The organism is Sphingobacterium thalpophilum (assembly GCF_038396785.1).
GTDB lineage: Bacteria > Bacteroidota > Bacteroidia > Sphingobacteriales > Sphingobacteriaceae > Sphingobacterium > Sphingobacterium thalpophilum_A.
Window position 1 is genome coordinate 2,173,840 of sequence record NZ_CP151087.1, and the last position, 23,784, is coordinate 2,197,623.

Sequence of the window (23,784 nt, forward strand, 5' to 3'; positions counted from 1 at the left end):
GCCCACGCTTTACCGTAGGCGTTTCCACTTTTACTTTCCTGTGCTATTTGAAATTTTCGACCTTTCAGATACAGGAATTTATAAAGCGAAACGCTATATTTTTATATATCTATTTTTCTTTGTTTTAACTCATTGAAACTTCTTTTGTTCTCCTGCAAATATATGAAAAATACGTCAAGGATTTCATCTGTAGGACATTTCAAAGTCTATTCTACAATTTTCTCCCTTTCTTCTTTTTCTTCATCCGATTAGCAAACTGTTCTTCTTCGTAATCCTCTCCCTGTGCATCTGATAACAGGCTAAACAATCCCAAATCGGTATTAGGTGAATGTTCCTGTGAGAGAAACTCAAAAAGGTCTTTTGTCGGTAGGTTGTCTATTTCATTTGCTTTAGAAACGGGGTTATCTTGTATCTTCAATTCGGGTTTATTTCCATTGTTCCACCAATCGTTAAACATATTTGCCGATAAGTTTCTGTCTAATTGTGAGCCGTTCCAAACGGTTCGGCCTTCGTGGTCAATAAAGGTCATACCATAAATTCGTCCTTCACTATTACGTCTTACAACTGTATTAATACCCTGCTCGGTCAACTGCTTTTTAAAATCTGCTTCATTGCTTGTAGTATGTATGGCAAGCTCCACCGTATTTTTCAGAACAGACCTTACAGGCGTGGTTTTCATTTTCTCTTTGGACTGCTCAAAGTGTTTTTGCAGGTGTGCAACGCCTGCATCTTTCCCGAAAAGTGATGCTTTGAACGGATTGCTTACCTTGTTTCCGTTCTCGTCCAATGCCACATAAACCAAACCGTTTACGGTCTGACCGTTGCGCTCGCCTTTGACTTCTTCCGCTGTGATGTTGAAAAGTGATAGTAAAGCATTGTAACTACCCATAGTAGAAAAGTTATAATACTTTGGTAAATGCCGTACTACCGAAGCAATCTGACTTTTGATGTCGCCATTTTTATGACTTACAGGCTTGAAAACTTTATTGGCTTGTTTCTGCTCTTGTTCAGTTGCCTTTTTCATATTATATTTCTGTTCCAAATCCCGACAGATTGCCATTGAGCGTGGATGGTCGTAATCATCGGGTATTTTCTTTCCGTCAATAGCTACACAAGTCGAAACAATGTGTATATGCGTTCGGTCAATATCCGTATGCTTGAAAACAATATAGGGCTGATTGCCATAACCCATACGCTCAATATACTCCTGTGCCATTTCGGTAAACTGTTCATCGCTGACTTTATCTGAAGGATCTGGATTCAGCGATATATGCCGTACTGTTTTTTCTGTTTTGATATTTGCCGAAAGGTACGGCTCAAAACACTTATTAAAATAGGCTACAGAATACCTGCCGTCCATCGTGTCGGGTATCTTGTTCAGTAATAAAACCGCTCCGTTTTCATTGTCCATTTTCTGTTGATTGTACAAAATCGCTCCGTACATATTGCTTCCTTTTCCGATTTTTGCAATCATATTTTTATTCTTTTTTTAGATAATTTGCTTCAAATTCCTGTGTCAAACAGATGACTTCTTTAGTAACTTGTACCAATTCTATAGTTTCTTTTTCCAATTTAAACAGGTATGTTCCTGCTTTTTTCTCCGAAAAATTGCGGTACAATATCTTCACAATCTGATTATAATTTGTTCCGATTGCTCGGAATTGGCTAAAAAAACGTGTCAACTTTTCGTGATATTCTATTGCATCCATATCAATTTTGACGGTCTTTACCGTCTTTTGAAAGATGCAGGCTGTAATAAAATGAGCGATTACTTTCATCTCTGATTGGTCAAAGAGGGCAAGAAATTTGGCATTGTCCTCTGCATTCAGGTTGATGGAATACCGATTGACCGCAGGGTCAATCTTTGGTTTTCTTCCTGTTTTCCTAATCTGTTTTCTGTTTTTCTCTTCCATAATAATCCATTTTTAATTTTTAATAAACGTGCGACTTCGGAGCCGTTTCCAGCCCCCTGCAAGGGCAAGTGCTTTTGAGGTGCCGAAATTTATTTCGAGTACCTCAAAAGATAACTTGCTCTGAACAAGGGTTCAGAAAAATCCGTTTTGCAAACGGATTGTAGTTAGCAGGGAAAACCCATCGCTTCCATTACAAATTTCGGTAAGACTATTTGAATAACAGCTATTTACAACAATGACAATGAACGCCAAATGATACCACTGAATACCACCTTAAAGCAGATTGGGACTGCTTTTATTTCCTTTGTATATGGCTAGCTAGCTGATTGGTTATATCCTTAATGAAGTAACTAAACAGCATAAATCCCGACAGCAAATCTGCGTGATTGAATGCAGACGAATTGCAGATTTTTGAGTTAATGAACTAACCAATTATGGGTCTGCAGGTGCTTAGGTAGATAGGTAGTTACATAGATACAACAGTATATACAGCTGATTGCTTAGTTAACAAAACAGCTAATTGGATATAATATTAAAAATGATAGATATGATACACGAAGAAAACAAAAATCAGCAACCCGAAAATGAGGATTTCTCTATTGAAAATTTCATAACTGATGAAAATAAACAATCTTTCACGGAACAACAGGCAGTAACACATCGGGAAGATTTTGTCAAACCCAAAGTAGATGAGGAAGCTATTATGCGTGTAATGGCAGGCGAAGAACCTTCGGAAACTGAAACGGAAAACACAAAAACACCTGCGAGTAATACAAGAAGGATGATTTACAAGCCAAAGAAGCTGACCAAAGAGGACTATTGCGGACGGTTCTTCAAAATTCCCACGACAACGGCAAGCAGGGGGAAATCAGTGTATGTACGGCAGGAACACCACGAAACATTTAACAGACTTACAAACATTATGGGCATCGACAAACTGACGATTTATGCGTATCTCGACAACATTATCGAATACCATTTTCAAGAATTTGGGGAATTGATTAGCGAAATATATAATGAGAAACACAAACCGTTGTTTTGATTATAATGTGTTATCAGGAGCGATGCGTTGCTACCTCTTAAAATTATTTTCCAAAAGAAAAAAACAGAAAAAAAAGAAAGCCATTTTAACAAGGGGGACAGGCGGAAAAACCAAAAGGAAACGGAATAAGTCCCGAAGGGTGGCAGGACAAAGACAACTACTCGGCGAAGCCACCTTATTTGCCCTGCCATTATGCCGTAGTCTTTTGGTTGGGTGGTGCGGTGGCTGTCCGCCTTACCTTTGCTACCTTTTTGTTCTTTTTTGGGTGCATTTCAAATATTCAATTTGTAACTGAACGCTAAATAATATTAAGAAATAATAAGCCTAAAACTGTGCATTATAGTCAGATTTTGAAATGCAAAAAAAGCATTTTAAAATATTTTGTCATTTTTTATTAACTATCAGGAATATTTTATATATTTGCATCATAGTTCTTTGAAAATATGTTTTGAAAGCTAATTACTAAGTGGAGCTTTATATTTTTTGTTTAATTCATTAAACAACCCTATGGGGTTTCGGGTCAATCTTCTTGTCTGTCCTCGAAATGTCTCAATCCCCAATCAGCCAAGAACTGATACAAGGAGAAAGGATATTAGATGATTTGATATTAATTAAATTGATTTGGATGCTTCTTATTTTATTATTGATAGGAAGCAGGGATTTTAAAGTGGTGTATAGAGAACATTGTCTACGCATTTAGTAATGGGCTATTGTAAAATAAGCAGGGTGCAATAATGCCCCATTAACTTTAAAATCTTATTTTTTATGTCTCGATTAAAAAGACTTCAAAACATCGATGGTTTGAAAACATCATTACAAACCATCCTACAGAACCAGTGTTCTCTTTCGGAGAGTGACGTTAATTTATTGAACGATGCAGTTGCAAAATTGAATAGATTAAGAACAAAGAAAGGATTGACGGATAAGCAGTACCAAACGGAAATTGCTGACATCATCGACCTGATTATAACGTTTTTAATTTAATGCTACTGAATTATGATACAGATTACACAACAATCACGTTTCCGACACCCTTTAAATTTTTCCATTTAACATCAACTAAAATGAATTTAGGTACAGTTATAAAAGACATTAGAAAACAACGAGGGCAAACTCAAACAGAGTTTGCCGATAGTTGTGGTATTACTCAAACTTATTTATCACAGATAGAAAACAATGCTAAAGAGCCTAATTTATCTACGCTAAAAGAGATAAGTAAAAATCTTGATTTGCCCTTACCTATATTATTCTATTTATCACTCAATGAAGATGACATTTCTCCAGAGAAAAGAAAAGCGTTTGAAATTATTAACCCATCTGTAAAATCTCTGATAAATGAGTTCTTCAGAGTTGAGAAGTAAATTACATTTCCCATCAATTATTGGCAAATCAAAAAAGGAGTTAGATGAGTTTGTCAAAAATATTGATAGTCATTACAGGGAATGGTACGAGGTAAAGGTTGATAAGAAAACCAATCAACCTAAAACATATAAGGACGGCACGATTAAACAAAGAGCAATAAGACCATCAAAAGCTCCTTTAAAAGCCATTCAGAAGCAAATCAAAGACCGTGTTCTTGTTGTAATTGAGTTACCTGAAAATGTACACGGCGGTGTTAAAAAGCGTAGCAATATTACAAATGCCAAACCACATCAAGGAAAGAAATATATACTGACAACCGATTTACAGGATTTTTATCCCTCAATCACTGCGAAGAAAGTATATGAAACATTTCTTGAATTAGGCTTCAATGCTCAATGTGCTTTTTACATAACCAGATTAACAACCTGGAAAGGAGAATTGCCCCAAGGTACACCTACAAGTACACACATCTCAAATATTGTTTTTTTAAGAACAGATTATAAACTGATAGAGCTTTGTAATGCTCACAATATTACTTATACAAGGTATATAGATGATTTAACCTTTTCGTCTCAATCAGATTTTCAGAACATCATTGAAGAAATTTTAGGTATTGTTTTAGAGAGTGGTTTAAAAATAAGTAGAAGAAAAACCTTTTATAATGGTGCACAAACCGTAACTGGAATTAAAATTTTTCTAAATAAAATTGATGCACCAGAAAAGATTATAGCAAAGGTTAAAGCGGAAGAAATATTGCCCGATGGAACAATGAAACCTTATACAAGCTATCGAAACAATATTTTGAAAACCAATAATAGGAAAAAGTAATAAAATGACACCATCTGAAAAATTCGTATCTGAATTATGCGAAAAATCCTTTCTGCCTTTTTGGAGTTTTGCAAGTCCTTTAGGAAAGAAAAATAAAGAACTGTGTGATGTTTTGGTGGTTTGTAATAACACCATTGTAATTATTTCAATCAAGGACATTAAGGTTTCAGAGCATTCGGATGAAAACATTCAGTATGAAAGATGGCAAAAGAAAGCTATCCTTGGTTCAATTGACCAAATATATGGTGCTGAAAGATTTCTTAAAACTGTAAACGAAATAACGCTGAGTGATAAGATTACAAAAATTCAACTACCTCCACATTCAGACAGAGAGATATTCAGAATTGCGATTGCTTTTGGCGGTAAAAATGAATTCCCTTTAGATAACGGAAATTTCGGGAATGGCTTTGTACACGTATTTGACGAGCCTTCTACTTTTACTGTTTTAAAAGAATTGGATACCATTACAGATTTTGTAAATTATCTTAAAGCAAAAGAAGATTTTCTGTCAAACAAGATTGTTTCTGTACCAAGAGAAATAGATTTTCTTGCACTCTATCTTACTACAGAATTGAAATTTGATTTTGTTCCTGACAGCGTTATGCTGGATGATGGTATGTGGGAAGAATACATCGAAAGCGAAGAATATAAATACTGGCGAAGAGAAATTCCACAAAGCTTTATATGGGATGAAATTGTATCGCACCTGCATAAAATCCATATTGTTGATAAAGGAAATTCTGAAATGATGTCTGACTTAGAAAGAGCAACAAGGATAATCACATTAGAACCGAGAATTAACAGAATTGAGTTAGGAATGACTTTTATCGATGCCATAAAAAAGAAATTGAAAGGCAGGATGCTACCACCTTATAAAGACAGTGACCACTCTTATGTATTTATGCCTTTAAGCGCTAAAAACTGGGAAAACAAAGAAAAGGAATTACAGCTACGGTGTTTGATTGCACGAATGGAAAATAAAAATGCTCCAAAAGTTATTGGTATTGCAATCGGCGAAAGCCCAGAGAAGGAACATATATTCGATATAGCTTATTTTGACATTCCGGAACTAAATGATGAAATGTTAAAAAAAATAGCAGAAGCTAAAGAAGAGTTGGGATATTTTAAAAATCCCGTGATAAGTCGTAGTAAGGATATGAGGAACTAAGTCAATACCTCTTTAAACACAATAGCAGCTTATAACACAATAGTATTTGTACATAAAACCCACTTGTATTATTTGTTATATTGTCATATTTTTATTAAGCAAAAAAAGTTACCTTTGCAGTAAGAAATGGCACAGTTAGATTACATAAAAGAGATAGCGAAATATGGTCTGGAAAACGACCAGGAACGTTTATTGTCTGTGCTGAACGAATTAATTGAGCATTCAAAAAAAACAAAGAAACTCAATTTCGCCATTCAACTTCAATCCATTTTAAAAGATAGCTTAAGACTTCAAAAGTCAAATGGATTAACAAAAGTTGGTTCAGAAACACATCTTAATAGAATTGAAGACAAAGAGTTATCTGAACTTATTTTAGAGAAAATCACTTCTGATTATTCATTAGATAACATCATTGCCAACGAAAAGATATATACTGAACTGAAGTTTTTTATTGAGGAACACCATAAGATAGAAATCTTACAACAGTTTGATTTACCAGTTTCTAATAAATTGCTTATGTACGGACCTTCGGGTTGCGGAAAAACTCTTGCTTCCTATGTTATTGCAGGCGAATTAGATAAAATGATGGTGGTTATTAATTTAGGAGCTATCGTTTCTTCTAAATTAGGTGAGACCAGTAAAAACCTATCTAAAATATTTAAAAAAGCAGCTACAGAAGATTGTATTATTTTTCTTGATGAATTTGATAGTTTAGGTAAAATAAGAGATTATAGCCAAGACCACGGCGAGATGAAACGTGTTGTGAATACAATACTTCAATTGTTTGATTACCTTCCTCAAACTAGCATTGTTATCGCAGCAACAAATCAAAAAGATATGTTGGATGATGCTTTGTTAAGAAGATTTGATAACATCATTGGATTTGAATTGCCGAATGAAGCTGATATTAAAAAGCTAATTGAATTGACATTGAAAAATGGCAATTTTAAATTCGATAATAAAGCTGCTGCCAACAGAATTATTAAACAATCTATTGGCTTATCTTATTACAGCATCCAAAAAACCTTGATTACTGCTATCAAAAGAACTTTGTTTGCTTCTACCGAACCTAAGAATATACTTTCCGCTCAAATCAATACAAGTATTTGGAAAACACTTGTGGAAACTGAAAAACATTCTTTAAACGTCTAATTCATCAGCTTCAAGTCCTGCATCAATATCAAGGTCTTGTATTACTTCAAGTTGGTTTATTAACTGAATTTCATCGTACAATTTTCCCGAATTATTTCTAATTGTTTCTTCAATAGATAAAACTATTGAGAAAGGAAATTCTGTAGGATAATCTTCTGGTAAACCACCCACCACCTGCTCAGATAATTTAGCGTGAACAGCCAGCTTGAAAGTATTTCCTTCATTATTTAAATCATCCACATTTACATTCAGAAATATTTTTTGAGTATTAGAATACGGCAATGGCTTTGAGACATATCTGCCATTTTCCGACCAAGATAATGTTGTTTTTAGTTTTGACTTCAGTTCTTCATCGGGCTTCATAATATCATCAGCAGAATGGTTTTTGAAGATACTAAATGCCATATGAATAGGATTATAAGACAGCTGATTATTTTTAATCGGCAAAAATTTGAAGCACAAGGTAGCGGTAACTTTCAAGATGCCTCGCTTTTTCCCTAAATCATCATTAACTAAATATTCAGGGAAATTGATGGGATAAATTCTAATATTGCCATTTCCAATAACATCTTCCAATATTAACGTTGCTGAGTTCTCATCAGAATATAAACTTTTCAAATCATCTACTAAACCGTTACCAATTACTCTGTTTCTCAACTTTGATACGTCTGTTGCAAAAGGTATCAAGTTCAATGATGCGCCATTAATGATAAGTGCTTTTACACTTTCATTTGACAAAGCAGGGTAATTTTTTATAATTTTTGCTGCAAGATTAGCTGTTAGTGGTGCAGCGAAACTTGTACCCACTTCCTGCATAATGCCTACCTCTGGTCGAGCCGACAACAATGTTAATGCAGGTTCGTCCATCCAATCTAAAGTATTAGCATTGTAATAACCCATATCGCCACCACTTTCAATTACATCGGGCTTGAAGTAGTTTTTATTTGTTTTCTTCGGATTGTAAATCACTGACAAATCAATATGCCCTTTTCTGGTGTAGAGTGTTGGAAATTCACGACCTGATGCGATGCCTAAAAAAGCACCATCTTTTAAATTATCAGCTGCTGCACCAATGGTAACATTGTTCATACTATCAGCAGGTGTTGATAGATTGGTATGGTCGCCGTGGAAATAAGACAAATCATAACTTGTATTTTCATTAATACAATTTTCATTGTTACCTGTACAAATAAAAATCAAGCTGTTTGTTTCGTAAGCAAATTTATCTAAGGAATAAGTATAATCAGAAAAGGTTTCATTCTTATACATAAAGCTACTATAGCAAGTTGTTAAGGTAAAGAATCTGATTTGAGGATATTTAGCTTTGACAGCATATAGCATATTCAGTAAATCAATTTCTGAAATATAACCGCTTCCGTTATCGCTTATTTTTATAGAAAGCAACTTTGCATCTGCCGTTACTTCATTTTCAAAATTATTTTTGTGATTAAGCCTTCCCAAAGCTACTAACCCGGCTACGGCTGTTCCGTGACCTAATTTATTTCTACCTGCCTGGTCAATTAAAGGACTTCCTGCAAGTGTAAAAGTCGTATCGTTGATAATTAATGGAGCTAAAGCAGTTTGTTGAGCAATACCGGTATCAATAATCCCAACAATTGGTAAATCATCGCCAGCATTTTGAATATCGAAACCAAACTGACGTTGAACCGTATTAAACTCTCCTGGTCTAATTGTGGTAAATGCAGAACTTGTAACACTTTCAATTATATCAAAGTTTTGGATAATCTTTTGAATTTGTTCGGGTGTTGGATTTTGCAATTCAATTCTATCATTTTCAACATCGTGCTTATATGCTATACCTGAGCTTTCAATATACACAATCAATGACTGTACAAGCTGTTGCTTAACCGCTTCATCTAATGGTAAATCTATTAAGGATAAGTAAACAATTTCTCCAATATTTTCTAACCTAAATTTAAGAATATCGTTTGCTCGTAATAGCTTAAAGCTTGCCACATATTTTACATTATTGGAATATTTTACGTTTTGATTGTGTTCTAGTTCAAATTGAATAAAATTATTCACATCAGTAATAAATGCTTGAAACCTTTCACGGTTAATAATTGCAAATAATCCCTTCTTTGCGAAATCATAAAATGCTGATGCTTCTAATCCTAAATCATTATAATACACTTTAAAGTATTTGTTAATTTCAAATACCCCTTGAAACGCTATTTCAATATAATCTATGTCAATAGGTATATTTAATTCCTTATCCTTTAGCTCATACTTTGCCGTAACATCCGTATCGAATTTTATCAAATCTGCTCTTAATGAAGTCGCTAGCCTAAAGTAGTTTTTAGGTGCAGCATCTTCATCGTCTTTATTACTATCAAAGCCATAATTATATTTGAAATCTTTGATTTCAGATAGTTGTTTTTCGCTTAAGAATTTGAGGTGAGATTTATTTGCCATTAATTTAGGTTATTTGTTTCAGACCCATTTTGATATACAAATAATATCAAAAAGACCATCTTGCTAAGATGTAAAGATAATAAAAGCATTTTAGTGTATGCTATGCAACGCAATGGATTAACTACCTCTGAACGCCAAATGCAACCTTTCACTACAACATTGGAATACCTAATGTAAATACCTTTTATTTTAGAGGTTTAAATGATGCAGATATGGAAATAACAGTTTTGGACATTCAGATTTTAAAGGCATTGCACAGAGAAGTAAAGGAAGTTTCTTTATTGATTAAGGAAATCACTGCACCCTACAAAGCACTGCAACAGGCAACGAAATGGCTCGACCAACAGGAAGCCTGTCAATTGCTAAATATCAGTAAAAGAACGTTGCAGACGTACAGGGCAAAGGGCATTCTTGGGGCAACACAAATCAATCGGAAGACTTATTTCAGATTGTCCGAAGTGGAGTTACTGATGCAAGGAGAGCGACCATTAAAAAAGCAAAAGAAATGAGACAGATTGGAAATTCAAACGATGATATGCTTGCCTTGCTCGAAGCTGTGGTAGGCATCAAAAATGAACTGTTGTATATCAGAGAATATTTCCACCCATTACTAAAAGGGGAAATCTACCTGTCAGGCGAACAGGTTTGCCAGATGTTACACATCAGCAAACGGACATTGCAACAGTACAGGGATGACGGACTGATACCTTTTATCAAGCTCGAACGGAAAATCTTGTTTCGTGAAAGCGATATTGTAAAAGTATTGGAAGGTAACTATCAGCGTTAGCTGATTAAATGAATGCTTTGAAACTGTAACCCGTATCGGTCATTAAAGAAACAGCCCACTGCTTAAAGCGGTGGGCTGTGTTGTTTTAAAGAATTGTGACATAATGTTATAGGCTTGCAACAAAGGACTCCTCCATACCCTTAAATTTATGCGATACCTTTTGCATATCCTTTCCGACTTTCTCGTTGAGAATTTTTGCATAAATCTGAGTAGTGGCAATGTTTTTATGCCCTAACATTTTGCTCAAACTTTCTAATGGAACACCCTCGCTTAAAAATAGCGTGGCAAAGGTATGACGTGCTAAATGAAAGGTTACTTTCTTTTCTACAAGGCAGTCAATCAGTTGAGATATTCTCTTTAAGCTGTCATTACAAATCGTATTTGATGGTACAGGAAATACCTTTCCATCCTTTGACAATCCTGCATATTTTTCAATAATCATTTTCGGAATATCCAAGAGCATCACGTTTGATGATGTAGCGGTTTTCTTTCTTCGTACAATAATCCACCTGTTACCGTCAAAAAAATCTTGGATATTGCTGTTTTTAAGTCCTTTCATATCTGAATAGGAAAGACCTGTAAAGCAACTGAAAACAAACAAGTCTTTAATTAATTCGTCTTTCTTTTTATCGCAGTTGAACGTTACGAGCTGTTCCAATTCATTACGCAATAGATAACCACGATCTTTATCCTTTTTGGTATTCTTGTACTCGCTGAACGGATTAAAAGCAAGATGCTTTCTGCTCATTGCCAATCGGCAAAGCGTTGTAAATCCAATCATATACAGCCAAATGGTGTTGTGTGTTAAACTTTGGTCGTCACGCAGGTAGTAATCAAAGTCCTGCACAAGATCAGGTGTAAGGTCGCTAAAGGACACATCGGAATAGCCGTATTTTGTAAGTGCAAAATTTCGAAGATGTTTCAAAAGTATTTTGTATTTACTGCGTGTGCCATTTACCCGAAGTCCACTATTAACCTTTTTCTCATAGTCGGATAGGAACTGTTCATAGAATTTGAAAAAGGTCAGTTCTCCGCTTTCCATCCCAAGAACGGCATTTTTAAGTTTAGCACTGTTTACAGCCCCCTCGTTCTTCAGAATTTTGGAATAGCATTCCTCAATACCCGAACGAATTTTGTCAAGTTTGCTGTTTGTGTCTAGGGCTTCTCGGCTTTTACCTAAAACCCTGCCGTACTTCAAATCCCAATTTGTTGCGGAAATATCCAGCTTGGTACTGAATGCAGACTGTTTACCGTTTACGGTAACCCTGCACATAACCGAAACTTTTCCGTTTTTCTTTGGGGCGTTCTTTTTAAGGTAGAACAATACCTTAAATGTTGATTTTTTTGTCGTTTCCATACTCACAATTCTTAATGATAAAATTAAACCTATGTGAGCTACGGAACAATATGAAAAACTATGCAGAAAGCTGAAATACAGTATTTTAAAACGATATTTCTAATATTTAAAAGTAACGTTTTAGTAACCTTACTTTTGCCAAACCTCGCTTTTTCCTGCTTTTTACCTCATTACCAAAAAATTATAAAACGGCTGTAAAGCCTTTATTTACAACCGTTTTGCCTGTTATTAATCTTTGATGTATTTTTACTGAAACTTTATTTTAAATTTCTTATACAAAAGTACTGCAATGACAGACGCTGATGTTATACATTGAATATTATATGATATACATTTGCTCCCTTATGAATAAACAACTGAAATTAAAACAAAAAGGCAGAAAACAACCATTATTCTATTCAAAATCAAATACTTTACACTGAGCACAACATTCATTTTTATACATTTAATCACTGACATACAGCATATAGCGTACTGTATTAAGTATAAAAAGCAGAAGTTTATTACTTCTGCTTTTTATACTCGGAGTAAAACCTATCCTGAATCAGCGCCAGGACTTATATTGATTGATCAACCCATTGGTAGATGAGTCGTGGCCCTGAACCTGGTGATCCTCCTGAAGTTCAGGTAAGATAGCATTAGCTAATTGTTTACCAAGTTCAACACCCCATTGATCAAAGCTGAAAATGTTCCAGATGACCCCTTGCACAAAAATTTTATGTTCATAAAGAGCGATCAGTTTACCCAATGATTTTGGCGTTATCTTTTTCAGCAAAAATGAATTTGTCGGACGGTTTCCCTGAAATACCTTGTATTTACGCTGCTGCTCGATTTCATCAGCCGATTTTCCTGATCCCTGCAATTCGGTTATCACTTCCTCCGCTGACTTTCCGTTCATCAATGCTTCGGTCTGCGCAAAAAAATTGGACAATAGTATTTTATGATGTTCTCCCAGCGGATTTAAACTCTGAGCAGGCGCGATGAAATCCGAAGGTATCAGCTTAGTCCCCTGATGAAGTAACTGATAAAACGCATGTTGTCCATTGGTACCAGGTTCGCCCCAGACTATAGGTCCTGTCTGATAATCAACTACATGACCGTTACGGTCGATATATTTACCATTGCTCTCCATATCCCCCTGTTGAAAATAGGCCGCAAAACGGTGCAGGTATTGATCATACGCAAAAATACCCAAGGTCTCAGCACCATAAAAATTGATATACCAGATCCCCAAAAGAGCCATGATTACCGGAATGTTCTTTTCAAAGGGAACATGCTGAAAATGCTCGTCGGCCTCATGGGCACCCTCCAATAACGCCTGGAAATTATCATATCCTATTCCAAGACTGATGGATAGTCCTATTGAGGACCATAATGAATATCTGCCCCCTACCCAGTCCCAGAACACAAACATATTACGCGTATTGATTCCGAACTTTTCCACCTCAGCTTCATTCGTACTCAGCGCAACAAAATGTTTTTCGATATCTTTTATTTCAGCCCCCGCCTCAAGCAGCCAAGAACGCGCACTATGGGCATTGGCCATCGTTTCCTGGGTGGTAAATGTTTTGGAAGCAATAAGAAAAAGTGTAGTTTCAGGATTAACATGCTTAAAGACCTCAGAAATGTGCGTACCATCGACATTCGATACAAAATGCAGATTCAGAGGCGTTTTATATGCTTTTAAAGCCTCCGTTACCATGACGGGGCCGAGATCTGACCCACCGATCCCGATATTGACAACATCAGTTATCGCCTTTCCCGTATATCCGGTCCAGCTTCCCGAAAGTACATCCTGTGTGAAATTTTTCATCTGGTCCAGTACTTCATGAACCTGGGGTATGATATTCACTCCATCAACAGTAACTACCGCATTTTTTGGCTGGCGCAGTGCTGTATGCAGAACAGGCCTGCCCTCCGTTGCATTGATCTTGTCTCCAGCGAACATTTTATCAATCGCCTGGTCTAGTTTCACCTCTTTTGCCAGCTCCAGCAAAAGGTTCAGCGTCTCTTCAGTAATTCTGTTTTTTGAATAATCAAACAGTACATCGCCCCATTGCACTGAAAACGTGGAGAACCGATGGGGATCTTCTATAAACAAATTGCGGATCTGCACATCTTTTATCATCTGGAAATGTGCCGTAAGCTTCTGAAAAGCCGCTGTATCTTTTAAATTAACCGTTGGTAACATATGTTTAAGATTTATGTTACAAACCTAGTTCAATTCTCCGGCGGTCACGCAACCAACTTATACCTATGTCTTATACATTTGCGCCAATTGCTGCTGCAGGTCCGTGGGTGTTTCATCAAGCTTAGCCTTAACAAACTTATTAAGTGCAGCGGGTGAGTTGAAGCCAAGTTCGAAAGCAATTTCTTTATGGGAATAGCTGGAGAGCAGCAACAGCTGCTTGATCTCATTCATGATCCTTGCGTGGATGGTTTCGATCGAGGTCAGCCCCGCGGTTTTCTTGGTGATCTCATTTAATTTTTTGGGTGAAATCAGCAATTTTTCCGCATACCAGCTTACTGTACGTTCTGTCTTGTAATACCGCTCCAGTAATTCTAAAAATTTCCCATAGAGTTTTGTATTTTCATTGGTCAGTTTATTCTTGTCCCACTTCGTGTGGACAAACTCGACCAGCTTAAGTAACGTTATCTTGATGTAAAACCGTGCCTGTTCTTTCTTTACCGATGTTAGGTCATGGTATAGTTTTTCTATCTGATCCAACAGCAACTCTACTTCCTTGGTCTCCGCTACGGGCAGTTCAATATGATTGAGTTTGACAGAAATGTTGTGATTGTAAATACTCAGCTCATTTTTAAGGATATCCGAACAGAACAGCACTTCATCAAACAGGATCATCTTGCCCTCAAAGTTGCTGCTGATCTGTTCTTTTGATGATAGCTGTCCAGGAAATATAACACAGATGTTATTTTCCGTCACATCGTACCGACGGTCCTCTACCTGCATTTTCATTTTGCCTTTTTTAACAAATAATAAACAAAAATGGTCTTTTGTATGCGGTTCCCTATATTCCTCCAGTGCATTCCTGTCCAATTCAAAAATATGAAAGGGCGTGATTGCCCTTTCAGAATTATGCTGAATATCTTTCAGATGATGTGTGATCATATTTATTTTTTATATTAAATATTGCCGTGCAAATATTTTGCTGCTTTTTTGTCTACCAAAAATAATAATTCTCCCTGAGATGGCGCAAGCAATTGTGCCGGGTATATTCTGGGGTTATAAGGTCCCTCGATAACCTCTTTGAGAGCTTCCGCCTTCGTTTCTCCAAAAGAGATCACGAGTAGCCTAAGAGCTTTAGACCAACGATCAAGAAAACTCGGTGAATGGCGGAAATGGGGAGGTAAAAATAAATCCGCATGACTTGTAATAATTTAAAGAAATGCGACCAGTAGGTCTACCAGCCCTATTTTCTTTAAATCACCGGATAACCTACGTTATACGAATTGTTGCTGGCATTGATTTGAATTGTCTGAAATGACAGAAGTCGGTCAGCCTTACCAAAGTTGTCGATTGATGGTGCTACATATGTAGATAGTATTAGTTTTACAAAATCGCCGTCCGGAACAGCTGTAAGCGCTGCCGTATCCTCATTGAAATGAGCCTTAGTTGTTGCAGCAGTAAAATTCGAATTGATCGGCTTTCCTGCATCGATGTTAAATACACTTCGCAATTTAAACTTATAGTATATATCATCAATTGCTCCCGAACCCATTCCTTCTGATGCAGGCATAATTATAAAATCAACAATCGCTAATGTCGCGCCAATTGTGATCATTCCTGATGTTTTAACTAATAACATGATATGAATTGTTCCGTTCGAAGTCCTCTCTTCCTGTTTAGCCATCAAACTTTTGATTCGGGCAATATTTATGCGGGCTATCACATGGCCATCTGACGATAGATAGCTTGAGCTCAATAACTCCTGTCTTTTCCGTTGAAATGAAATGCGACTTTGAGTAGGACTCACCACCGTTCGAGCTCTTGCATACATATCAGCAGTAATTGAATTCCCTTCATAAAATTTAATCCGCGATTGGGGCTCAACTAGAGAATAGGAATTAGAGTTGTTGTTACGGATACTTACATTCCCTAAATATTCAGCATCTGTGGTAAAATTTCCGTCAAACTTGATATCGGAAAACTCCACATCTATCTTCTGATCTTCGTGCGCTTGGAAGTTGTTACTATCAATAGCCAACCCCATGTAATTTGTTGCCGCTCCGAATTTAAAGTACAAATGGGCTTTGTAGGTTTTAATCTCAGGTTGATTATTACCCTCGAAATAATTTCCAGAAATTTTTCCGCCGGCTATTGGTCCGGAATACAAAAAAACTCCACCACTTTCAAATACGTTATCTACAATCCTAGCAACATTTACTGTAGGTTTTCCGTCGATATTTTTAAACCAGATTCCGGATATACAGCCTTCACACATATTATCTTTAAAAGTAAAGTTAAAGCATCGATCCGCATCAACTATCCGTTCAACCTGTTCAAATATATTACCCGTAATCGTAACAGATTGTAAATACCCGTTTTTATAAGCGTCTGTGTCATTGGGCCTCTTTTCTTTATAAGATTTGATAACATGTTTAACCCTAAAAAAAGAACACTTGGTTATAAATACATTATAAATCCGATCCCCATCTACAAATGTACCGGATAAAGGTGTCCCATCTATTATGTTTCCAATATCCGCGCCGGCATTTCTTACAACCAAATTATCGATAAAAACCTTGCCTGTGTACAAATTTCCTGTTGAACCGGGATTTAATAACGAAGACTGTGATGTTATCCAGCCGTCATTGACATTATTGGTTAAATGTACCGATCCGCCTTTGCCACTAATCCGATGCGAAGGATATCTTTGTAATGTTGCATCTGGCAGCCCCAAATAGGAATCTGCGAGTAATTGGCAGGTAATTTCTATACTCCTATAACCTGAATTAAAAATTTGCTGTATAAAAGGGGTGGCATCGGTATCTAATCCGGCTTTTGCACCAAAGTAAAGCGGGTTAACCGCTTCTAGAAATCTATGTTCTAACTTAATTCCTGCAGCAGCAATGATGCTCCCGCCGTCGTCTGAACCCGTTGTATCTGATAAACTGTAAACAATAGGACCTGGTGTATCTCCTGCTTGGTAATAGCCCAGAAGTTGTACGCCTAGATAAGTACCATCCTGTAATTCGGCAATTTCACATGCACATAAGTTGCGCAAATCTGCCATTGTCTTTTTGATTAGAAATTGTTTTGCCATAATGTTGTTGTTTTTAATTCTTACACAAACTTAGACCTCATTCAAGTGCTATTTGAGTGAAAAGTATCCAATGTAAGCGGTAGAATACAACTACCGAAAAGTTGTGCGGATGGGCGACCATAAAACACAAAAAAGCCACATCTTTCGACGTGGCTTATTAAACTAAACTTAAACATATGATTCACTAGTGGTTTGTCATTTATTTGCCGCAAACCACCAGTTGTAAAATTCTATTTATACGAATTGATTGATTTGGATACTTTCCAATTATTGCCCACACGCTCCAAGGTAACTAGGTCAGTCTTGGTGAAGTTCTCAAATTTCAACCTCACTTTGGCTACCATATAGTCAGCTGATTCTTCTAAGATGTCGGTGCTTACTATACAGTTAAGCTTTTCTCCTTTTTGTTTTTTCAAGGAATTAATCACTTCACTACGGCTATTAGATTGCGCATTGGTAGCTTGGATCTTTTGATTGAAATCTTCTGCGAATAACTGCTCTACGCCTGCTGATTCGCCCTCCGTAGTTATCGCAACATAGTGAGCAAGTGCCAAGTCTGCTGTAGAAAGGTTAACGTTTGCTTTTGTTGCTTTTGCTCCAGGTCCTTCAGCTGCCATAGCGAAAGTTGATACTGCGATTAGGGCTGCTGCTGCGAATGTTTTTACTAATGCTTTCATAATGTCTTTACTTTATATTGTTAGTTTTTTGTTCTTATTTGTTGACTCAAAACTACAACACAATAGGCCCCTAGCCTATGGACTTTAGACCAGCGCTCAGGAAAACTCGGTGAATGGCTGGAATGGGGAGGTGAAAGTTATCATTCGAATTAACGATTCAATGAAGCTATAGATTCGGGGAGAGATAATTTATTTCAAAATTTCATTATCTTAGTGCATGTGGCCACCGATATCAATTGACAAAATAGAACTTCTTATTTCGCAAGCAGAACTGACAATGGATTATAAAGCTTTAAACCTTTGGAATCTCATCAAAGTAACTCCTCATAAGTGGCAAGAAAAATCGTTTGGAGATGAGAGTGGGGGCTTTTGGGTGGTTGCCTTATTTGGAAATCAAATAATTTACTATAATGACATTGAAGAAGGCTTTAATATATCATCGTTTGAAATCTACGGCGTTATTGATCAATACGATTGTAACCAATCTGAATTGACCGCCCCATTAATTATTTAGTTTCACAGTTGAGTCAAATCCCTGACGAGATTATTTAGGATAATAAACCGAACTAAAAAAATAGATAAATCATAAAAAAGCCACATCTCTCGACGTGGCCATAAATAAACATATGATTCACTAGTGGTTTGTCTTTTATTACTGGCAAACCACTAATTATTTAAATTCTATTTATACGAATTGATCGATCTGGATACTTTCCAGTCATTGCCCACACGTTCCAAGGTAACCAGATCAGTCTTGATGAAGTTTTCAAATTTCAAGGTCACTTTAGCCACCATATAGTCTGCCGATTCCTCAATGATGTCTGTGCTTACTGTGCAGTTCAGCTTTTCCCCTTTTTGCTTTTTCAAGGATTTAACCACTTCGCTACGGCTGTTAGACTGCGCATTGGTAGCTTGAATCTTTTGATTGAAATCAGCTGCAAACAACTGCTCTACTCCTGCTGATTCGCCCTCCGTAGTGACCGCAACATAGTGATCAAGTGCCAAGTCTGCTGTAGAAAGGTTAACGTTTGCTTTTGTTGCTTTTGCTCCAGGTCCCTCAGCTGCCATAGCGAAAGTTGATACTGCGATTAGAGCTGCTGCTGCGAATGTTTTTACTAGCGTGTTCATAATGTCTTTATTTATAGTGTTAGTTTTTAGTTCTTATTTGTTGACTCAAAACTACAACACAATAGACCCCTAGCCTATGGCCTTTAGACCAACGATCAGGAAAACTCGGTGAATGGCGGTAATGGGGAGAGGAAAGGGTTTAGAATAAAGCATTGAATTTTCGATAATCAGACTATAACAGCTATCTTTAATAGCAAAAGCTTCCACAAGTTAACCCCAGTCAAACATATTTCGCACAGATTCAGCAGCACGCCCAGGAATTTCTAAATACAAATGGTCAGAATTTAAAAGAATGGCTGGCCTTAAGATTAAATATTCAACTCGAAAATGGACTGTTTTTATTTCCCACAGGAGGTATAATGATAGAAGATAGTGAGGAATTGCCAGAAGAACCTAAAAGAATCCACCTAGCGGGAGTTGACACTAAAATAATTGAGGATTTTATTATCGAAAATCCTACAACAGCCTTTGTAGAATATCCTTGGGAAGCAATATCAATTGAGAAAAAATTAGCTTTCGAAGATATGCTGTATAAAGAAATCGATTCATCAGGATCTATAGTCGATTATTTACGGAGCCATTCTACGAACACTATTTTAAAAGGAGCCACAGTTTCAGCCTTTTGCATAAATGTTAATTCATCTCAGGTTTTATTTGAAATACAAAGTAAAAAGATCGATCAACGCTTTGCATTAATAGCATTCAAGCAATCCGATCGAGATGGAACTCGTTTGTTAAAAGGTATTAAATTATTTAATGATTTTGACGAATTCAAAGATCTCAAGATGTATCCAGACAGAAACGAATGGGAGAAATAAATTGAAATGAAAAAGGAAGGCAAGATCTTCATACAGTATAAATAAGCCAATACAAGTTATCAAAAAAATTTACTCCGATAAAACTATTTGGAAATGGCAATTGTTCTTATAATACAAAGCGGCTCCAAGCTATCTTTCGAAGGAAAGGTTCAACATAAAATTGGCGTCGTACAGTGAAAATCCAATTGTCTTAAAAAACATTGGATGACGAAACAAAAAAGAGGAAACGATAGGAAACATAAAAATTGCTGTACAAGTAAACGCTAAGAGAAAGGGTCTGATGAGAATCAGACCCTTTTGACGTAAAAAGCCAGATTTCAGGATCTGGCTTCTAAACTAAACTGAAAAAGTACTGCCCCCTAGTTTTCGGGATCCTTTATTTGCTCCAATAAGCATATCATCCGCTAATAATCAGCCTTTGTTATAAGCATCCATCTCATTATATTGAAAATGAAAAATAATGCAAGCCAAGCAAAAGAAAACATATCCGGGTATTGTAGGACAGCATGTAGGCTATAAAGACCTGCTATCCCTATAACTATCGAAAATATCCTATCTAATGTAGTTCCCAGTCTTCTTTTTATGATATATAACGAATGCAGTAAAACTGTTGTACAGATTATAATATAAATAACCGCCAGTAGAGCTTGAACAACTAAGTCCCACATATTGATGAAATCAACATAATTCAGGCAAGTAAAAAATTGAAATAGAGCAAGAAATAACACCATAAAAAAAAGGAGCGTAAACTTTTCACCCGGTAGAGGTAAAAGCAACAAAAGCAATATTGTAATGATATTAATAAACGCTTTATATCTTACTAGTCTTTCCATTAAGAAACTATGCTTTTTCATAATTGATTTATTTAATATCCCAAAGCTACCCTTCTTTTAAGATCAAAAATTTGATAAAAGGCAAAAAAAAGACATATCTCTTTACCATGGATGTTGTCTATACGCCAAAACAAAAAAGCCACATCTTCCGATATGGCTCTACAACATATATATTTATTTGAGATGGCTTCTACTTATACGAATTGATTGATTTGGAAACTTTCCAGTCATTGCCTACACGCTCCAAGGTAACTAGATCAGTCTTGGTGAAGTTTTCAAATTTTAAGGTTACTTTAGCCACCATGTAGTCTGCAGATTCCTCGATGATATCAGTGCTTACTGTACAGTTCAGCTTTTCGCCTTTTTGTTTTTTCAAGGATTTAATCACTTCGCTACGGCTGTTAGACTGCGCATTGGTAGCTTGAATCTTTTGATTGAAATCAGCTGCAAACAACTGCTCTACTCCTGCTGATTCTCCCTCTGTCGTTACCGCAACGTAGTGATCTAAAGCCAAGTCCGCTGTGGAAAGGTTAACGTTTGCTTTTGCCGATTTTGTTCCCGGTCCTTCAGCTGCCATAGCGAAAGTTGATACTGTGATTAAGGCTGCCACTGCGAATGTTTTTACTAATGAGTTCATAATGTCTTTATTTTATATTGTTAGTTTATCTGTTCTTATTTGTTGACTCAAAACTACAACACAATAGGCCCCAAGCCTATGATCTTTAGACCAACGCTCACAAAAACTCGGTGAATGGCAGGAATGGGGAGGTGAATTTTAATTTTGTGATGTAGGTCACGGTAAATTACCATACAAAATCAAGAAATTTGTTCCAACAAGAAGAAAATCAAAGCAATATGAAAGCAAAACAACTCTTTAGGCAAATAGGAATATTTTCGGCTTTATTAATCTTAATAGTAACGCATTGCTATGCAACAAACCGAAAACCAAAAATTCTATTCGTAGTGACTAGTCACGATACAAAAGGCAATACAGGCGAAAAAACAGGTTATTATCTCGGGGAAGTCTCGCATCCATGGGAGGTTTTAACAGCTGCCGGATATGAGATTGATTTTGTTAGCCCACAGGGCGGAAATCCACCTGTGGATGGATTTGACCTAAATGATCCCGTTAACAAAAAATTCTGGGAGGATAAATACTACCACAATAAAATCACCCATTCACTCAAACCTTCTCAGGTAAAACCTGAAGAATACAAAGCCATCTTTTACGCCGGAGGACATGGTGCGATGTGGGATCTGCCTTTCGACCCATCAATCGCAAAGATTGCCACCAAGATATATGAGGCAAATGGGGTCATTGCAGCTGTATGTCATGGACCTGCAGGCTTAACCAACATCAAACTGAGCACCGGCGAATATTTGATAAAAGGGAAAAAAGTTAATGGCTTTAGCAACGAAGAAGAAGAGCTTGTCAAGCTCAGCAATGTTGTTCCCTTTTTACTAGAAGATAGACTAAAAGCAATAGGTGGGATTTAAGAAAAATCCGAACCTTGGCAGTCCCATGTCACTATTGACGGCAGATTGATCACTGGGCAAAACCCGCAATCAGCCAAAGCTGTAGGCATAGCCATCGTCAAAGCATTAGCTGAATAAGGTACACCCCAAAAATAAAAACATTGCCTTTTGAAAACCATAGGGTCTGTCCAATATTTACTGTACAATTAAACGCTAACAGAAAGGGTCTGATGAGAATCAGGCCCTTTTTTTGGCTTCTAAGGGGTTTACAAATACGTCCCTGCTTCTGCAAACTGACACGATTAGATGTCTGCGTATTTCTGAAAGTCAGCGATTACTCCCGGAGTAGTAGTGGAAAGCTGGTGAAGATTTACGGACTATTTTCTAGAATCGCCTCTACTTTACGCCCGATTATTTTAAGCATCCTTTCAAATCCCACATCTGTAGGGTGGGTGCCATCCACTGTTCCTTCCGAATCATCACCTATCAAATGGTCTGTAGGTATGTAATACAAATTTTTGTAACCTGCCTGTAGCAGTCTTTCATACTGTAGCTTAAAATTCTTATTCTGCTCGGTCAATTGCGCGCTCCATTTTAAATTATAATTGCCGACCTGACGGGTAATACTCTCTATCAGCAATATGGGTACCTGAGGATGGGATTTACGAATCCGTTTCACAAAATTAAACGTTCGTTCTTTGACTTCTTCGGGACTACTATTTGGCACACAATCCATGATGAGTAGACCCATAGAATCAATATCACATAGCATATCAGCCACGGCAGGCTCCATCCGGGCATTGCCACTCACGCCCATGTTGATCACATTGGCGTTCAACCGCCGCCCTAATTGCGCTGGATAAGCTAATCCCGGGCGGCTTGCGGAAGCACCATGGACGATGCTGGAACCATAAATCACGACCTTTTTGTTAAAAGACTGTCTGGTACCAACAAAGGTGGCTTTGTCATCAATAATCAGGTCAAAATCCAATAGCTCTTTATACAAGGGAAAGTAAACAAGAAATTCTTTTTCTGTTTTCGCCATATCTTCAACAAGCGTAGCTTTACTTTCCGCCATGTTCAGATCGGGACGAGCTACCCCTGCAAAGCGCCACCCACTGGGCTCTTTTACATATACATCAAAACCCCGTGACATAATCGGCGTGGAATTATTGCCTAGCGCCGCATCCGCCGTCTTCCATCGTAAAGATAATTTGCTCGTATTGCTCTTAAACGTAATAAACATTCCTGCAGCATGGGTATATAATTTCTTTACCGCAGCAGGAAGTTGCCTGTACTTCGCTGTATCTATCCGATGAAATTTTGGTGCGTTTTCAAAAGCTCTTCCCTGCAGCTCAAATTTGGCCGACGAAATAACCTGCTGGGCGTATAAAGATACTGAGCCACAAACAAGAAGGAGGAAAAATAGGATACTTGTCTTTTTTCTCATGATGTTTCAATTAATAGCAATAGAAATGATTCTAATTGAATAGTGGCCATCTCATATTATCCATAAGATGGC

General features: G+C 36.9%; 22 protein-coding genes. 11 read left to right on the plus strand and 11 right to left on the minus strand.

Features of this window, described 5'->3' with window-relative positions:
• Positions 1–211 precede the first annotated feature (211 nt).
• Both mobB and mobA read right to left on the minus strand, forming a co-directional pair.
• Positions 212–1,474 (minus strand): conjugal transfer protein MobB, encoded by a 1,263-nt coding sequence (gene mobB / locus AACH28_RS09745; protein ID WP_341832818.1) that lies wholly within the window; start codon positions 1,472–1,474, stop codon positions 212–214.
• Positions 1,475–1,478: 4 nt separating this feature from the next.
• Entirely contained in the window at positions 1,479–1,913 is a 435-nt protein-coding gene (gene mobA / locus AACH28_RS09750) for a conjugal transfer protein MobA (protein ID WP_341832819.1), read from the minus strand.
• Positions 1,914–2,460: 547 nt separating this feature from the next.
• Between mobA and AACH28_RS09755 the strand changes: the two genes are divergently transcribed.
• The 6 genes from AACH28_RS09755 to AACH28_RS09780 all read left to right on the plus strand — a co-directional run bounded on the left by AACH28_RS09755 (position 2,461) and on the right by AACH28_RS09780 (position 7,465).
• Positions 2,461–2,955, plus strand: a complete 495-nt coding sequence (locus tag AACH28_RS09755; RefSeq protein ID WP_341832820.1) for a DUF3408 domain-containing protein — start codon at positions 2,461–2,463, stop codon at positions 2,953–2,955.
• Between the two features lie 765 nt (positions 2,956–3,720).
• On the plus strand, positions 3,721–3,939 hold the full coding sequence (locus AACH28_RS09760; RefSeq protein WP_341832821.1) for a hypothetical protein: 219 nt from the start codon (positions 3,721–3,723) through the stop codon (positions 3,937–3,939).
• A gap of 80 nt (positions 3,940–4,019) precedes the next feature.
• Positions 4,020–4,316, plus strand: a complete 297-nt coding sequence (locus AACH28_RS09765) for a helix-turn-helix domain-containing protein (protein WP_159439258.1) — start codon at positions 4,020–4,022, stop codon at positions 4,314–4,316.
• The gene (locus AACH28_RS09770; RefSeq protein ID WP_341832822.1) at positions 4,291–5,145 is read left to right on the plus strand and encodes a reverse transcriptase family protein; all 855 of its coding nucleotides are present in this window, start codon (positions 4,291–4,293) and stop codon (positions 5,143–5,145) included. Before AACH28_RS09765 ends, AACH28_RS09770 begins: the two co-directional genes overlap by 26 nt.
• A 4-nt stretch (positions 5,146–5,149) precedes the next feature.
• The gene (locus AACH28_RS09775; protein ID WP_341832823.1) at positions 5,150–6,313 is read left to right on the plus strand and encodes a hypothetical protein; all 1,164 of its coding nucleotides are present in this window, start codon (positions 5,150–5,152) and stop codon (positions 6,311–6,313) included.
• Between the two features lie 126 nt (positions 6,314–6,439).
• Positions 6,440–7,465: an ATP-binding protein gene (locus tag AACH28_RS09780; protein WP_341832824.1), complete on the plus strand. Its 1,026-nt coding sequence runs from the start codon at positions 6,440–6,442 to the stop codon at positions 7,463–7,465.
• Here the strand turns inward: AACH28_RS09780 and AACH28_RS09785 are convergent.
• The gene (locus AACH28_RS09785) at positions 7,454–9,901 is read right to left on the minus strand and encodes a S8 family peptidase (protein ID WP_341832825.1); all 2,448 of its coding nucleotides are present in this window, start codon (positions 9,899–9,901) and stop codon (positions 7,454–7,456) included. The two genes, AACH28_RS09780 and AACH28_RS09785, sit on opposite strands and share 12 nt — an antisense overlap.
• A gap of 212 nt (positions 9,902–10,113) precedes the next feature.
• Here AACH28_RS09785 and AACH28_RS09790 point away from each other — a divergent pair, with 212 nt between their 5' ends.
• Positions 10,114–10,410, plus strand: coding sequence for a helix-turn-helix domain-containing protein (locus tag AACH28_RS09790; protein ID WP_094772800.1), 297 nt, complete (start codon positions 10,114–10,116; stop codon positions 10,408–10,410).
• Positions 10,407–10,688 (plus strand): helix-turn-helix domain-containing protein, encoded by a 282-nt coding sequence (locus AACH28_RS09795; protein ID WP_182981031.1) that lies wholly within the window; start codon positions 10,407–10,409, stop codon positions 10,686–10,688. The genes AACH28_RS09790 and AACH28_RS09795 overlap by 4 nt, the downstream gene beginning before the upstream one ends.
• 106 nt (positions 10,689–10,794) lie before the next feature.
• Here the strand turns inward: AACH28_RS09795 and AACH28_RS09800 are convergent, their stop codons facing one another.
• The 5 genes from AACH28_RS09800 to AACH28_RS09820 form a co-directional block, all read right to left on the minus strand.
• Positions 10,795–12,045 carry a site-specific integrase gene (locus AACH28_RS09800; protein WP_341832826.1) on the minus strand — a complete coding sequence of 417 codons (1,251 nt, stop codon included), beginning with the start codon at positions 12,043–12,045 and terminating at the stop codon, positions 10,795–10,797.
• A gap of 544 nt (positions 12,046–12,589) precedes the next feature.
• The gene (pgi, locus tag AACH28_RS09805; protein ID WP_341832827.1) at positions 12,590–14,236 is read right to left on the minus strand and encodes a glucose-6-phosphate isomerase; all 1,647 of its coding nucleotides are present in this window, start codon (positions 14,234–14,236) and stop codon (positions 12,590–12,592) included.
• A 63-nt stretch (positions 14,237–14,299) separates the two neighbouring features.
• A complete protein-coding gene (locus AACH28_RS09810) occupies positions 14,300–15,175 on the minus strand; it encodes an AraC family transcriptional regulator (protein ID WP_034722848.1) in 876 nt (291 codons plus the stop codon).
• Between the two features lie 310 nt (positions 15,176–15,485).
• Positions 15,486–17,330, minus strand: a complete 1,845-nt coding sequence (locus AACH28_RS09815) for a hypothetical protein (RefSeq protein ID WP_341832828.1) — start codon at positions 17,328–17,330, stop codon at positions 15,486–15,488.
• Between the two features lie 230 nt (positions 17,331–17,560).
• On the minus strand, positions 17,561–18,007 hold the full coding sequence (locus AACH28_RS09820; protein WP_201639618.1) for a nuclear transport factor 2 family protein: 447 nt from the start codon (positions 18,005–18,007) through the stop codon (positions 17,561–17,563).
• A gap of 217 nt (positions 18,008–18,224) precedes the next feature.
• Here AACH28_RS09820 and AACH28_RS09825 point away from each other — a divergent pair, with 217 nt between their 5' ends.
• Positions 18,225–18,521 (plus strand): hypothetical protein, encoded by a 297-nt coding sequence (locus AACH28_RS09825; RefSeq protein ID WP_341832829.1) that lies wholly within the window; start codon positions 18,225–18,227, stop codon positions 18,519–18,521.
• A 167-nt stretch (positions 18,522–18,688) separates the two neighbouring features.
• On the opposite strand, the gene AACH28_RS09830 is transcribed toward AACH28_RS09825, so the two are convergent.
• Complete coding sequence (locus AACH28_RS09830; protein ID WP_201639619.1) at positions 18,689–19,135, minus strand: nuclear transport factor 2 family protein; 447 nt, start codon at positions 19,133–19,135, stop codon at positions 18,689–18,691.
• A 359-nt stretch (positions 19,136–19,494) separates the two neighbouring features.
• Between AACH28_RS09830 and AACH28_RS09835 the strand changes: the two genes are divergently transcribed.
• Complete coding sequence (locus tag AACH28_RS09835; RefSeq protein ID WP_070566342.1) at positions 19,495–19,953, plus strand: hypothetical protein; 459 nt, start codon at positions 19,495–19,497, stop codon at positions 19,951–19,953.
• A 1,023-nt stretch (positions 19,954–20,976) separates the two neighbouring features.
• Here AACH28_RS09835 and AACH28_RS09840 read toward each other — a convergent pair.
• Positions 20,977–21,423: a nuclear transport factor 2 family protein gene (locus AACH28_RS09840; protein WP_341832830.1), complete on the minus strand. Its 447-nt coding sequence runs from the start codon at positions 21,421–21,423 to the stop codon at positions 20,977–20,979.
• 218 nt (positions 21,424–21,641) lie between these two features.
• Between AACH28_RS09840 and AACH28_RS09845 the strand changes: the two genes are divergently transcribed.
• Positions 21,642–22,283, plus strand: a complete 642-nt coding sequence (locus AACH28_RS09845) for a type 1 glutamine amidotransferase domain-containing protein (protein WP_341832831.1) — start codon at positions 21,642–21,644, stop codon at positions 22,281–22,283.
• 349 nt (positions 22,284–22,632) lie between these two features.
• On the opposite strand, the gene AACH28_RS09850 is transcribed toward AACH28_RS09845, so the two are convergent.
• Positions 22,633–23,712: an SGNH/GDSL hydrolase family protein gene (locus tag AACH28_RS09850; protein ID WP_070566347.1), complete on the minus strand. Its 1,080-nt coding sequence runs from the start codon at positions 23,710–23,712 to the stop codon at positions 22,633–22,635.
• Positions 23,713–23,784: the final 72 nt, after the last annotated feature.